At 62.4% G+C, this 12,734-nt stretch carries 13 protein-coding genes; 5 read left to right on the top strand and 8 right to left on the bottom strand.

The genetic code is table 11. The features are described from left to right. Position 1: 1 nt before the first annotated feature. The gene (gmk, locus tag RMN73_RS08155) at positions 2-661 is read right to left on the bottom strand and encodes a guanylate kinase (protein ID WP_309602821.1); all 660 of its coding nucleotides are present in this window, start codon (positions 659-661) and stop codon (positions 2-4) included. A 123-nt stretch (positions 662-784) separates the two neighbouring features. Between gmk and RMN73_RS08150 the strand changes: the two genes are divergently transcribed. The 3 genes from RMN73_RS08150 (at position 785) to murA (ending at position 3,332) form a co-directional block, all read left to right on the top strand. Further along, positions 785-1,531, top strand: a complete 747-nt coding sequence (locus tag RMN73_RS08150; protein WP_309602820.1) for a phasin family protein — start codon at positions 785-787, stop codon at positions 1,529-1,531. A gap of 147 nt (positions 1,532-1,678) precedes the next feature. Then, positions 1,679-2,011: an ATP-dependent Clp protease adapter ClpS gene (gene clpS / locus RMN73_RS08145; RefSeq protein WP_309602888.1), complete on the top strand. Its 333-nt coding sequence runs from the start codon at positions 1,679-1,681 to the stop codon at positions 2,009-2,011. Positions 2,012-2,048: 37 nt separating this feature from the next. After that, on the top strand, positions 2,049-3,332 hold the full coding sequence (gene murA, locus RMN73_RS08140) for a UDP-N-acetylglucosamine 1-carboxyvinyltransferase (RefSeq protein ID WP_309602819.1): 1,284 nt from the start codon (positions 2,049-2,051) through the stop codon (positions 3,330-3,332). Here murA and RMN73_RS08135 read toward each other — a convergent pair. The 4 genes from RMN73_RS08135 to RMN73_RS08120 are packed head-to-tail and all read right to left on the bottom strand — an operon-like array spanning position 3,329 to position 10,270. Next, entirely contained in the window at positions 3,329-4,666 is a 1,338-nt protein-coding gene (locus RMN73_RS08135) for an amidohydrolase family protein (protein ID WP_309602818.1), read from the bottom strand. The genes murA and RMN73_RS08135 overlap by 4 nt on opposite strands. A gap of 14 nt (positions 4,667-4,680) precedes the next feature. Continuing rightward, positions 4,681-5,940 (bottom strand): DUF445 domain-containing protein, encoded by a 1,260-nt coding sequence (locus tag RMN73_RS08130; protein ID WP_309602817.1) that lies wholly within the window; start codon positions 5,938-5,940, stop codon positions 4,681-4,683. A gap of 31 nt (positions 5,941-5,971) precedes the next feature. Beyond that, complete coding sequence (locus tag RMN73_RS08125; RefSeq protein WP_309602816.1) at positions 5,972-9,058, bottom strand: efflux RND transporter permease subunit; 3,087 nt, start codon at positions 9,056-9,058, stop codon at positions 5,972-5,974. Between the two features lie 12 nt (positions 9,059-9,070). Next, on the bottom strand, positions 9,071-10,270 hold the full coding sequence (locus tag RMN73_RS08120; protein ID WP_405051555.1) for an efflux RND transporter periplasmic adaptor subunit: 1,200 nt from the start codon (positions 10,268-10,270) through the stop codon (positions 9,071-9,073). Positions 10,271-10,485: 215 nt separating this feature from the next. Here RMN73_RS08120 and RMN73_RS08115 point away from each other — a divergent pair, with 215 nt between their 5' ends. Next, positions 10,486-10,752 carry a GlsB/YeaQ/YmgE family stress response membrane protein gene (locus RMN73_RS08115; RefSeq protein WP_405051552.1) on the top strand — a complete coding sequence of 89 codons (267 nt, stop codon included), beginning with the start codon at positions 10,486-10,488 and terminating at the stop codon, positions 10,750-10,752. Positions 10,753-10,834: 82 nt separating this feature from the next. After that, entirely contained in the window at positions 10,835-11,554 is a 720-nt protein-coding gene (locus RMN73_RS08110) for an SIMPL domain-containing protein (protein WP_309602814.1), read from the top strand. A 56-nt stretch (positions 11,555-11,610) separates the two neighbouring features. Here RMN73_RS08110 and RMN73_RS08105 read toward each other — a convergent pair whose 3' ends face one another. From RMN73_RS08105 to RMN73_RS08095, 3 genes are all read right to left on the bottom strand, one after another. After that, the gene (locus tag RMN73_RS08105) at positions 11,611-11,871 is read right to left on the bottom strand and encodes a GlsB/YeaQ/YmgE family stress response membrane protein (RefSeq protein WP_309602813.1); all 261 of its coding nucleotides are present in this window, start codon (positions 11,869-11,871) and stop codon (positions 11,611-11,613) included. A 170-nt stretch (positions 11,872-12,041) separates the two neighbouring features. Then, positions 12,042-12,341, bottom strand: coding sequence for a DUF1153 domain-containing protein (locus tag RMN73_RS08100; RefSeq protein ID WP_309602812.1), 300 nt, complete (start codon positions 12,339-12,341; stop codon positions 12,042-12,044). A gap of 93 nt (positions 12,342-12,434) precedes the next feature. After that, positions 12,435-12,668, bottom strand: coding sequence for a hypothetical protein (locus RMN73_RS08095; RefSeq protein WP_309602811.1), 234 nt, complete (start codon positions 12,666-12,668; stop codon positions 12,435-12,437). Between the last annotated feature and the right edge of the window lie 66 nt (positions 12,669-12,734).

The raw sequence follows: 12,734 nt of genomic DNA, 5'->3' as shown, positions 1-12,734 counted from the left end.
TTCAGTTAGGTCGGGCGACCAGTTCGCGGACGAATTGCATCAGATAGGGCTGGCGTTCGCGGTGGAGCCGCTCGGCAGTGACGATCGCCTGGACATCCTTCGAACAGCGCTCGACGTCGTCGTTGATCAGGACATAATCATATTCCGCCCAATGGCCGATCTCCTGCGCCGCGCGGCGCATGCGGAAGTCGATCACTTCTTCGCTGTCGGTGCCGCGATCGTTGAGCCGCTGGGCCAGCTCGGGCATTGACGGCGGCAGGATGAAGATCCGCACGAGGTCGGTGCGGAAGGCATATTCGAGTTGCTGCGTGCCTTGCCAGTCGATGTCGAACAGAATGTCGCGCCCGTCCTTGAGCGCTTCCTTGATCGGCTCCTTCGGGCTGCCGTAGCGATGATCGAAGACGTAGGCCCATTCGGCCAGTTCGTCGTCGGCAACCAGTTTCTCGAACGCTGCATCGGTGACGAAATGATAATCTTTCCCGTCGACTTCGCCGGGGCGCATCGGCCGGGTGGTGGCACTGACCGACATGGTGATCGACGGGTCGACCTCCATCAGCTTGCGGCTGATCGTGGTCTTGCCCGCGCCCGATGGCGACGACAGGACGATCAGCAGGCCGCGGCGGCGGCGGTCAGGGGAGGGAGTTTCGATCGCGGGATCCATGGCCGCACTTGCCTTGGCGATGCGCCCCGCGTCAAGGCGCGTAGCCGAAATGGTGCAGTGCAACAAAATGCTTGTATTCCTCGCTGCAACGCACTATTGTGCACTGCAGCAAAGGAATTTCACATGGCTAATGACACCATCATCGCAAACACCGAACCTACCACCGACAAGGCCGTCGAGGCCGTCACCGCTCCGGCGAAGGCAGTCGCTGCCAAGGTCGAGAAGATCGCCGCCAAGCCGGTCCGCAAGGCCCGCGCCGTGGTTGCCAAGCGTCGTTCGCGCAAGGCTCCGGCCAAGCTCAATGCGACGGTCAAGAAAATCAACAAGCGTGCGGTCAAGTCGACCAAGCGCATTGCCAAGGCGACCATCGCTGCGGTCACCACCCAGATCGAAAGGAATTCACCCATGGCTTATGATTTCACCAAGATGTTCGCTGGTTTCGAACTTCCCGCCGTCGACCGTTTCCAGACCATTTTTGCCGGTGCCGGCGAGCGTGGCCAGGATCTGGTTCGCAAGTCGCAGGAAGCAGCCAGCGAAATGACCGAGATCGCCAAGGCGAACCTCGAAGCGATCACCGAGGCCGGCCGTATCGCCGCCACCGGCGTTCGCTCGCTCGGCCAGGACGCGCTTGCCAGCAGCCGTGACGGCTTCGAGCAGGCATCGACTTCGCTCAAGACCCTCGCCGACGCCAAGTCGCCGACCGAGTTCTTCCAGCTTCAGTCGGAACTGGCCCGCACCTCGTTCGACCGTCTGGTCGCCGAAGGTTCGAAGTTCACCGAAGCGATGGTCAAGCTCGCCGGTGAAGCGGTTCAGCCGCTGTCGAACCGCGCGTCGATCAACGCCGAGCGTATCAACGAGCTTGCTGCCTAACACTCCCTCCTCCTTGTTAGGCAGTGATGCGGCCGTCCCTTGATGGGGCGGCCGCATTTTTTCATGGGGTTTGCGGACCGTCCGGGGGTTGCGGCGCGTTCGCGGCATGCCATATTCTAGAGCGACATGATGATCCACGATGTAACCATGGCCGACCCGCCCCAACGCGACGGCACCGACGACGATTTCGAAACTGGAGTCGTTACCCGCACGCGCCCCAAGACCAAGCAGCCGTCGAATTACAAGGTGCTGCTGCTTAATGACGATTACACGCCGATGGAGTTCGTCGTGCTCGTCCTGCAGCGCTATTTTTCGATGGGGATCGAAGATGCTACGCGGGTGATGCTCGCGGTGCACCAGAAGGGCGTCGGGGTGTGCGGCGTGTTCACCTATGAAGTGGCCGAGACGAAGGTCAGCCAGATCATCGACTTCGCCCGCGAGAACCAGCACCCGCTGCAGGCGACGCTCGAGAAAGCGTGACAGCTTGTGACTCGCAGCGCTTTCGCTAAAGCGCGGCATGGATTCCATTCGTATCACTGGCGGCAAACGCCTTGAAGGCAAAATCCCGATTTCGGGCGCGAAGAATAGCGCGCTGACCCTATTGCCCTGCGCCTTGCTCACTGCGGGCAAGCTGACGCTCGGCAATCTGCCGCGACTCGCCGACGTCGATAATTTCTCGCATTTGCTCAACGGGCTTGGCGTCTCGACCAAGGTCGCGGGGGTCAAGAAAGGCGAATTCGGGCGCAAGATGACGCTCGAGGCCAAGGATATCGCCTCGACCGTCGCGCCCTATGACATGGTGCGCAAGATGCGCGCCTCGATCCTGGTGCTCGGGCCGATGCTCGCCCGCGCTGGCGAATCGACCGTGTCACTGCCCGGCGGCTGCGCGATTGGCGACCGGCCGATCGACCTGCATTTGAAGGCCCTGGAAGCACTCGGCGCCGATATCGACCTGGCGGCGGGCTATGTGAAGGCGACCGCGCCCAAGGGTCGTCTACCCGGGGGCGATTACACGTTCCCCGTGGTGTCGGTCGGGGCGACCGAAAATGCGCTGATGGCGGCGGTGCTGGCTACCGGCAAAAGCCAATTGTTCAATGCCGCGCGCGAGCCCGAGATTGTCGATCTGTGCAATCTGCTGGTGGCGATGGGCGGCAAGATCGACGGCATCGGTTCGTCGCATCTCACCATCGACGGGGTCGAGGGGCTCGACGGCTGCACTTATGACGTGATGCCCGACCGGATCGAGGCGGGCAGCTATGCCTGCGCCGCCGGGATCACCGGCGGGTCGATCGAATTGGTCGGCGCGCGCCCGGCCGATATGCTGGCGATCACCAACGCCATTGCGGCCTCAGGCCTGACGATCGAATTCACCGACAACGGGATGAAGGTTTCGGCGCACCAGCCGCTCAAGCCGCTCGCGGTATCAACAGCGCCATACCCCGGCTTCCCGACCGACATGCAGGCGCAGTTCATGGCGATGCTGACCGTCGCCGAGGGGCAAAGCTTCCTTGAAGAAACGATCTTCGAAAATCGCTACATGCACGTCCCCGAATTGCGCCGCATGGGCGCCGAAATCGAGGTCCACGGACGCTCGGCGATCGTCAAGGGCGGGGCGCATTTGACCGGCGCGCAGGTCATGGCAACCGATTTGCGCGCGTCGATGAGCCTGGTGCTCGCCGGGCTTGCAGCCGAGGGCGAGACCGAAGTGCTGCGGGTTTACCACCTCGATCGCGGCTATGAGCGGCTCGAAGAAAAGCTCCAGGCAGTCGGCGCGACGATTGAGCGGGTCAGCGCGGGCTAATCTGCGCTGGTCAATTGGCGCTGGCCGCCGACCTTGTGGACCCGGCCCGATTTCATCAAAAAGCCGACCTGTTCGAGCAGCCGGACGTTCTGCGTGGGATCGCCGTCGACAGCGATGATGTCGGCGTCCTTGCCGGCTTCGATCGTCCCCGCGCGCGCAGTGATCCCGAGCAGTTCGGCCGCGTCGACTGTGGCCGAGCGGATCGCCAGCGTCGGGCTCATGCCATTTTTGACCATCAGCGCGAATTCCTCGGCATTGCGGCCATGCGGCGACACACCCGTATCGGTGCCGAAGGCGATCTTGACCCCGCGACGGATTGCTTCGGCGAAGCTTTTCTCGGCATTGCCAGCGGCGGCGCGCGCCTTGTCATATTGCGCCTGAGTGAGCGCCCCGCGCACCCCGTCGGCAAGCGCTGCGGCGGGGGCGAGCAGGGTCGGGACGTAATAGGCCCCGGTCTGCTTGTAGAGGCGGAAGCTCTCCTCGTTGGTGAAGGTGCCATGCTCAATCGAATCGACCCCGGCGCGGAGTGCGGCGTTCACGCCTTCGACCCCGTGGGCGTGGGCCGCGACCTTGCGGCCGAACGTGCGCGCGGTGGTCACCACAGCGCGCATTTCGTCGTCCATCATCTGCTGGTTGAGCCCGCCGGGCACATTGCTCAGCACCCCGCCAGTGGCGGCGAACTTGATCACGTCGGCCCCGGCACTAACCTGCTCGCGGGTGGCGCGGCGGCAGTCGTCGGCGCCGTTGCAGGTGTTGCCCGGCCGCTCGACCAGGCTGGCAAGGCCGCGATTGGCGCCGTTGCGGCCGTCGCCATGGCCGCCCGAGACCGACACCATCCGCGCCGCTGCAAGGATTGTCGGGCCGGAGAATTGCCCGGCATTGATCGAATCGCGCAACGACAGGACGAGCCGTGGGTCGCCACCGAGATCGCGCACCGTGGTGAAACCGGCGAGCAATGTCTTGCGGGCGTTGAGGATGGCGGTGAAGGTTTCGTCTTCATTGTCGCGCCCCGAAGCCTGGAGCCGCGCCTGAAGCCGGTCATCGAGCCCGGACAAGTGGACGTGGCTGTCGATCAGGCCGGGCAGGACGGTCGCGTTTCGCAGGTCGACGACGCGGGCGCCTGGCACATCGACGAACCCGTCGCGCACCTCGGCAATGGTCCGGCCGCGAATAATGATCGAGGCGTTGCGGCGGGCGGGCTTGCCGGCCTCGGCAATCAACGTGCCGGCATGGATGACGGTTACCGGATCGGCGATGGGGGTGACCGTGACAGGGGCTTGCCCGAACGCAGGAGCAGCGGTGCCGAGTGCGAGCGCGATGACGAATTTTTTCATATAATGTTCCCTGTTCAGATCGTGTCTAATGCGTGAAGTATGAGGCCGACCAGCCCACCGACCAAGGTGCCGTTGATGCGAATATATTGCAGATCGCGCCCGACGGCGGCTTCAAGGCGGTTGGTGATGGTTCGAGCGTCCCATCCGCGCACAGTCTCGCTGACCAATTTGACGATCGAGCTGCCGTAACTTGCCGCCATCCCGGCCACCGCGCGCCGCGCGAACTGGTTGATGGCGTTGCGGATGCGCACGTCCTTCTCGAGGCTCTGACCCATCGATTTGAGCACATCGCCAAGCTTGCCGGCCATTGCCGCATCGGGGTTACGTGCGGCGCGAATCATCGCCTCGCGACCTTTTTGCCATAGCGTATCGAGCCATAATCCGACCGACTGATTGTCGAGCAATTGCAACTTGAGATCCTCGACCTTGCCCTGGGTTTCGGGATTGGTCTGGAGGTCGTTAGCTAGGTCGGCCAGCGCCTGCTCAATCCGGATTCGCACCGGGTGCGCGGGGTCGGTGTGCATGTCGACGGTGAGCTTTTTCAGCCCGTCGATGATCGAGTCCGACAGTCGTGAATCGACCCCGGCGAGCTTAAGCACCCAATTGGTGCGTTTCTTGACCATCTCACGGATCAGGCTCTCGTTGGCGTCTAGCGCGCGGGCAGTCCAGCGGATCGCGGCCTCGAGCATCGGGACGTGGCGATCGTCATTGATCGAGCTCGCCAGCGCATGGCCAAGTAATGGCGCCACTTCCGCCTGCCGAAGTCGGCCCGAGATCGCACCTTTGACCAGTCCGCCTAAGCGTTCGTCATCGAGGCTCTCGAACAGATCCGCTATCAGCCGGCTTGCGCCCTGCCGAATACGGGTCGCTTCGCCTTGCGGCGTCTGGAGGAAACGTCCTGCAGCGCCCGCCAGGTCGATATGCTTCATCCGGCGGGCAACCACCGGGGCGATGAGGAAATTTTCCTTGAGGAAATTGGCCAGCGCCTCGCCGATGCGATCCTTGTTGCGTGGGATGATCGCGGTATGCGGGATCGGCAGCCCGAGCGGGTGGCGGAACAAAGCAGTCACCGCGAACCAGTCGGCCAGCCCACCGACCATCCCCGCCTCAGCGAACGCCTTGACCCAGGCCAGCCAAGGATAGTCGGGCTCGAACCCCCGCGCGATGATAAAGGTGACCGCCATCACCACCAGCAATCCGGTGGCGACGAGCTTCATCCCGCGCGTTCCGGGCTGCGACGGGTTGAATCGGGCAAGGTCCGGCGCGCGGGTCATGATCGGCACCTTAACCGGTCGCCAATCGATGTCACTCCGCCGGAAGCGGCTCAGTACCCGATGTGGGTGACGAATCTGACTCGAGCAGCCGGCCGAACTTTCTTCCCACCCATTTTTCGAGGTCGATGGCGATCGAGAAATAGGCCGGGACCAGCAGCAACGTCAGGGCGGTGGAGAAGATCAGTCCGCCGATCACGGTCACCCCCATCGGCGCGCGCCAGCTTCCGTCGCCGTTGAGCGACAAGGCGGTTGGAACCATGCCTGCGACCATCGCGACGGTGGTCATCACGATGGGTTGCGCGCGTTTGTGTCCGGCTTCGTAGATCGCCTCGTCCTTGGACATTCCGTGATCCATCATCTCGACCGCAAAATCGACCAGCAGGATCGAGTTCTTGGCAACGATACCGAGCAACATTAGCAGACCAATGAACACCGGCAGTGATACGGGCATTCCGGCGATGTGCAGGGCAATCCCGGCGCCGAGCGGTGCAAGCACGAGCGAAGCCATGTTGACGAATGGCGCAAGGAAACGGCGATAAAGCAGCACGAGCACTGCAAACACGAGCAGGATTCCGGCTATGACCGCGATGGCAAAGCTCTGGATCAACTCGCCCTGCCATTTCTGATCACCAAGCTGCAGCCTGGTGACGCCTTCGGGCATATTTTTGACCGAGGGCAGCTGGTCGATCTTCTTCCAGGCGTCGCTCGATACCAGTCCGGAGGCCAAGTCGGCGCCGATCGCGATCCGTCGCACCTGGTTAGTGCGCTGGACGGTCACCGGGCCAGAACCGAAACTGATTTCGGCCACGGACTTGAGCGGCACCGAACCACCGCTGGTCGTCGGTACCGGCAGATTGGCCAAGATCGAGAGGTCGGCGCGCGCGCTCTTGGGCAGGCTGACTATGATTGGCACCTGGCGATCCGATAGCGAGAATTTGGCGCTGTTCTGGTCGATATCGCCAATCGTTGCGATGCGGATCGTCTGGCTGAGCGCGGCGGTCGTGACACCCAGTTCGGCAGCCAGATCGAAGCGCGGCGTAACCAGGATTTCGGGCCGGACATTGTCGCCCTGGACGCGCGGCGCGATGACCTCGGGAAGGCGCTCCATCTCGGCTGAGACCTGGTTGGCAACCTTTTCAAGAAGGACCGGATCGTCACTACCCAGGAACATGGTAATCGCTCGGCCGCCGCCGCCTGGGCCACCACCACCCTGGCTGAGGAAATTGACCTGGGCGTCGGGGATCTGCGCCAGCCTCGGGTTGAGCTCGCGCTCGATCTCGAAGCTCTTTTTCTCGCGATCCTTCTTATATTTCACATTGACGAAGCCAGCACTGGTAAAAACTCGTTCGAATACCTTGTCGACGTCGGGGTGTTTGGCAATGATCGCGGCGGCTTCGCCGGCAACCCGCCGGGTCTGCGCAAGGGTCGTCCCGGGCGGCATGCCAATGCGGACGCGTGAGGTGTCGACATCCTGCTCGGGCTGGAAGGTCATCGACAAAGTTCCGAAAGCGACGACCGTCAGCACCAGTGCGCCGATGCCGCCGACAACTGCCGCCCAGCGGTGACGCAGGGTCCAGCGCAGCACGTCGAGATACTTGCGCATGGTCGGGCCCTCTGCGTGGGCCTGCTCGCCATGAGCGCGGAGGAAATAGGCGGCCATCAGTGGCGTGATCATGCGCGCCACGAACAGGCTCATCAGCACTGCGAGAACCACGGTGTAGCCGAAATTGCGGAAAAATTGGCCCGAAATGCCGGGCATCAACGCCACCGGCAGGAAGACGGCGACGATCGCCATGGTCGTTGCCAGCACCGCCAGGCCAATCTCGTCGGCGGCATCCATCGATGCCTGATAGGCCGATTTGCCCATGCGCATGTGCCTGACGATATTCTCGATCTCGACGATCGCATCGTCGACCAACACGCCCGCGACCAGCGCCAGGGCAAGCAGCGACAGGAAGTTGAGGTTGATCCCCATCAAATCCATGAAATAAAACGCCGGGATCGCCGATAACGGGATGGCGACCGCCGAAATCAGCGTGGCGCGGCCGTCGCGCAGGAACAGAAAGACCACGATCACCGCGAGCACCGCGCCCTCGATCAATGCCCAAACTGACGAGCTATATTGGGATTTTGTGTAGTCGGTGCTGTTGTTGATCTCGACGAAACGGACTCGCGGATCGTCCTGTTCGAGCTTCCGCAGCGTCTTCCACGCTTCGTCATAGACCGTGACTTCGGACGATCCGCGCGCGCGCTGCAGGTTGAAACTGACCACCGGACGACCGTCGAGCAACGCCGCCGTACGGTCTTCGGACGTCCCGTCGCGAATCGACCCCAGGTCCGCCAGCCGAACGACCCGCCCACCTGGAACGATGATCTGCTGTTGAGAGAGGTCGAAGGCCGTTTGACTATTACCGAGCACCCTGACGGTCTGCTCGGACCCGGCGATCTCGGCCCGACCGCCCGCCGCATTGATATTGAGCTGGCGTAGTTGCTGGTTAACCTGCGCCGCAGTGATGCCCTGGGCCTGAAGCGCCGCCGGATCGAGCTCGACGCGGATCTGGCGGTCGGTACCCCCCTCGCGCGTGACGGTCGCCATGCCGGGGACGGAAAGCACCGTCCGCGCGACCTTGTTGTCGACATACCAGCTCAGTTGTTCGAGAGTCATTTCGGTCGTTTCCGCAGCGACGTACGAAAACTCACCGCCGCCATTGGCGACGATGCGTTGCACCTGCGGCTCAAGGATGCCGTCGGGCAAATCGCTGCGAATTTGGGATACGGCGTCGCGCATGTCGGTCACGGCACGGTCCAGCGGTGTGCCAATGACAAAGGACACCTGGGTCGTGCTGCTACCTTCGCGAACGGTGCTGTTGATCTCCTCGATTCCCTCAAGTCCGCGCATCGCTGCTTCGACGCGACGCGTTACCTGGGTCTCCAGTTCGCTCGGCGCGGCACCGGGCTGGGAAATACTGACAAACGCTGCAGGAAATTCAACGTCGGGAAAATTATTAACGTCCATTCTCGCGAACGCGACGACGCCGGCCAGCAACAGGCCGATGAACAGCACGATCGGCGGAACTGGGTTGCGAATGCACCAGGACGAAATGTTGCGAAAGTTCACGGAGAAAAATTCCTATTTCGCGGTGGAAGCGACTGTTCTTGGGGCGACTTTTTGCCCGGGATTGAGGAACGGGCCCGCCGATTCGACAATTCGTTCCTGACCGTTGAGGCCCTCCGATATGCCAATTCCGCGATCACCGACGTCACCGAGCTTAATGGCGCGTCGCTCAACCATGTTACGAGCGTTGACGACATAGACGTAATTGCCCTTCGAATCGCTCAACACCGCGCTTTGCGGAAGCAGCGGCGCCGTCGTGATGCCGGCGGCGATGCGCGCTTCAGCGAAGCCGCCCGGGCGGATCGATGAATCGTAGGGGATGGAGATTCGCACTTCACCCTGCCGGCTTTGCGGGTTGATTACTGGCGAGACCTGCCAGATCGTTCCGGAAAACGTACGATCCGTGCCGATTGGCTTGACCGATGCCGCCATGCCCGAGCGAACCAGCGCCAAATCCTGTTGGGAAAGCGCGGCGCGCATTTCCATTTCGCCACCCTTGGCAAGACGGAACAAGCCACCAGCGCCGCCGGTCACCATCTGACCGACTTCGATGCTCCGGGCCAGGATCAGACCCGACGTTGGAGCACGAATGTCGAGTCGGCCGATTTGCGCCTGGGCAGCACCAAGTTGCGCCTGGGCGACCCGAACGCGCGCGTTGGCGGCATCACGCGCAGCCTTTTTGCGGTCGAGGTCTGCCTTCGACACGAAGCCGCGACTGACCAGCGCGGCACTGCGGTCAAATTCATTCTGGGCAAGGGCCGCGTCGGCGCGCGCGACCTGGATCGAGGCAGCGAGTTGCGCTGCGGTTTGCGACTGAACCGATCGATCAATCGATGCCAGCACCTGGCCCTGGCGGACCCAGCTTCCGGCATCAACATAGACTGCGCGAACCACCCCGCCTTCGCCAGCCACCCCGACCGGCTGGTCGCGGCGGGCAGCCAGCGCGCCAGATGCAGTTACCGTCCGGGCAACCTCAGTCCGGCCGGGAACAATCACCGTCACCGTCGGAACCTGTCCGCCGCGGCCACCACCCGCCGCTCGGGTACCAGCAGCACCCGCCGGAGCGGCGGAGTCCCCGCCGCCGCGGAACATCGCGAATGCGATCGCCAGCGCTATTACGATGACCACCGCCGCGACGATGATCCAGCGTTTGCGCCCCGGCCGATCGATGACGATCAACGAATCCGATGCCTGGAAACGGCTTTCTTGGTTCATGTCTGTCATTCTCTCGCCTTGATCGCGTTGTCACGCAGCTACCATCTTGCAGCTGTATTACGCGAATAACTCACTGGCTGCAACACAAGCCGTGGCGCGGGGCTCCGCCAAGCCATTTTCGACCAACGGTGCCGGTTGCTCCGCAAAGCGACGTTGGAGTTGACTGTGGCGCGCCGCGCGGACAGCATGGCGGCTGGAAAACAAGGGAGGCGACTGTGGGTTATCTTGAATCACACGGCTGGATTGCATGGATCATCATCGGTGGAATCGCGGGCGCCATCGCCAAGCTGCTGATGCCGGGCAAGGATCCGGGCGGCTGCATCGTCACCGTCCTGCTCGGCATTGCCGGGGCGTTGCTGGCCGGTTTCATTGGCCAACAGGTCGGCCTGACCAGCGCGTCCAACGGTGCCGGATTCATCGGCGCAATCGTCGGCGCGTTCGTGATCCTGTTCGTCTATCGATTGATCCTTCGCCGCCGCTAAGGCGCGCTTACGGCTCATTCAGCATCGATTTATCGCCGGGCGGCTATGGTCGCCCGGCGATTTCGTTCGCAGTGGAGAGTTTATGACCAAGATGCTTTTTCTAAGCCTTGCTGCCGCGACCGCGATGGCGACCCCGGCCGCGCTTCCGGCGCAGGCCGCCGCGATCATCCAGCCGGTGGCCGGCACCCGGCTCGATATCAATGCCACCGGCACCGTCAGCCGGGTCCCTGATCTGGCGATCATTTCGGCTGGGGTGGTGACCAAGTCGCCCACTGCAACCGGGGCGATCGGCGACAATGCGATGCGGATGGATCGGGTGCGTGCAGCGCTTCGGCGCGCCGGGATCGCCGGCAAGGACATTCAGACAAGTTCAATCAGCCTCAACCCCGATTATCGTTATGAAAACAACCAGACGCCGGTGCTGACCGGCTATCAGGCGTCGAACAATGTCTCGGTCAAATTTCGCGACATCCGCAATTCGGGCAAGATCCTCGATGCTTTGGTCGTCGAGGGGGCCAACCAGATCAGCGGGCCGAGCCTGACGATCGACAAGCCCGAGGCGGCCTATGACGAAGCGCGGACCAAGGCGCTTGTCGCCGGCCGAGCCCGGGCCGAGCTTTACGCCCGGTCACTGGGGATGCGGGTAGTGAAATTGCTGTCGGTCAGCGAAGCGGGCGGCTTCTCGCGCGCGCCAATGCCTTATGCGCGGGATGCGATGGCATCGTCGGCGGCCAAGACCGAGATCGATCCCGGCAGCCAGGACCTTGAGGTCACGCTGGCGATGAGCTTCGAGCTGCAATAACAAAAGGGCCGCGCGGACATGTGTCAGCGCGGCCCTCATTTCTTGGCGGCGACCGCTTAGCGGACCGAACCGCGACGGATCAGGTTGACGATCCCGAGCAGGATGATCGCGCCGACCAGCGACACCAGGATGTTGGTGATGTCGAGCGGGTTGCTGGTGTTGATATTGCCCTTGCTGATGATGAGGCTGGCAATGAACGCGCCAACGATGCCGACGACGATGTTCAGCAGGATGCCCTGCTGGCCGTCAGTGCGCATCACCAGGCTGGCAAGCCAACCAACGATACCACCGATGACGATCCAAATAATGAAACCCATGTGCAATTCCCTCCTGTTCGTGGCCGCTTTGCGCGAACCTTCCGGCATCAAGACGCGTGATGCTTGCGTCTTGTTCCGTATAAACAACAGGCTGTCCAGTCGGACCCGAAATGAAAAGGCCGCGGAACGATGTCCGCGGCCTCCTTCTGGTCGTCCATATTAAATAGCGATCAATAGCGCTGCTGGCGCTCATATTGTTCGCGATAATGTTTGATCCGGGTGACCCGCAGCCCCGGCATTCCGGACCGGTCAACCGCGCGCTGCCAGCTAGTGAATTCTTCCAGGCTCAAGGTGTAACGAGCGCAGGCTTCATCGACGCTGAGCAGTCCTCCGGCCACTGCGGCCACGACTTCGGCCTTGCGCCTGACGACCCACCGGGTGGTCCCCGCCGCGGGCAGCGAGTCGAGGGTCAATGGCTCGCCGAGCGGACCGATCACCTGGGCTGGCCGAATTTTCTGATTCTCGAGCATTTTATTCCTCAATCAAATTCGTGACGGTCGATGACCCTGATTAACGCGAGCCATTGAAGATATTCTGAAATGTGCTGGTAAATCGGATCGTCATCATTCCTTACCGTCGGTTAACCCTGTTTCACTGGCGATGGGGGCGAAGGCACCGCCCAGCCGGGCTGCGGCATCGCGCCATCCGTCTTGCCCGGAGAGGCAATTGGCGATCGCTTCGCTGCGGTTGACCAAATTGGCCGCAACTGGCCGGCGCAGCGCGTCGAGCAGCTCGCGGACGCCAAGCGACGCTTCCCCCGCTGCTTCGAATTCGCTCTCATGCCTGGCCAAACCCATGCCCCACTATTTTCTACCTTTGGTTTAGCCTCTCTATGCGGACAGGGTGAATTTCGGGTAAAGACG

This window comes from Sphingomonas sp., assembly GCF_031372575.1.
GTDB lineage: Bacteria > Pseudomonadota > Alphaproteobacteria > Sphingomonadales > Sphingomonadaceae > Sphingomicrobium.
Note: the sequence above shows the minus strand (reverse complement) of the source record. Positions and strands in the feature narration are given on the sequence as shown.

Bases quoted from the DNA above. Each gene is read 5' to 3' on its own strand.
- RMN73_RS08105 (WP_309602813.1), bottom strand. From the start codon at position 11,871: ATGGGTTTCATTATTTGGATCGTCATCGGTGGTATCGTTGGTTGGCTT.
- RMN73_RS08110 (WP_309602814.1), top strand. From the start codon at position 10,835: ATGACCAAGATGCTTTTTCTAAGCCTTGCTGCCGCGACCGCGATGGCG.
- RMN73_RS08130 (WP_309602817.1), bottom strand. From the start codon at position 5,940: ATGACCCGCGCGCCGGACCTTGCCCGATTCAACCCGTCGCAGCCCGGA.
- RMN73_RS08120 (WP_405051555.1), bottom strand. From the start codon at position 10,270: ATGAACCAAGAAAGCCGTTTCCAGGCATCGGATTCGTTGATCGTCATC.
- RMN73_RS08095 (WP_309602811.1), bottom strand. From the start codon at position 12,668: ATGGGTTTGGCCAGGCATGAGAGCGAATTCGAAGCAGCGGGGGAAGCG.
- RMN73_RS08135 (WP_309602818.1), bottom strand. From the start codon at position 4,666: ATGAAAAAATTCGTCATCGCGCTCGCACTCGGCACCGCTGCTCCTGCG.
- murA (WP_309602819.1), top strand. From the start codon at position 2,049: ATGGATTCCATTCGTATCACTGGCGGCAAACGCCTTGAAGGCAAAATC.
- gmk (WP_309602821.1), bottom strand. From the start codon at position 661: ATGGATCCCGCGATCGAAACTCCCTCCCCTGACCGCCGCCGCCGCGGC.
- RMN73_RS08150 (WP_309602820.1), top strand. From the start codon at position 785: ATGGCTAATGACACCATCATCGCAAACACCGAACCTACCACCGACAAG.
- RMN73_RS08100 (WP_309602812.1), bottom strand. From the start codon at position 12,341: ATGCTCGAGAATCAGAAAATTCGGCCAGCCCAGGTGATCGGTCCGCTC.
- clpS (WP_309602888.1), top strand. From the start codon at position 1,679: ATGGCCGACCCGCCCCAACGCGACGGCACCGACGACGATTTCGAAACT.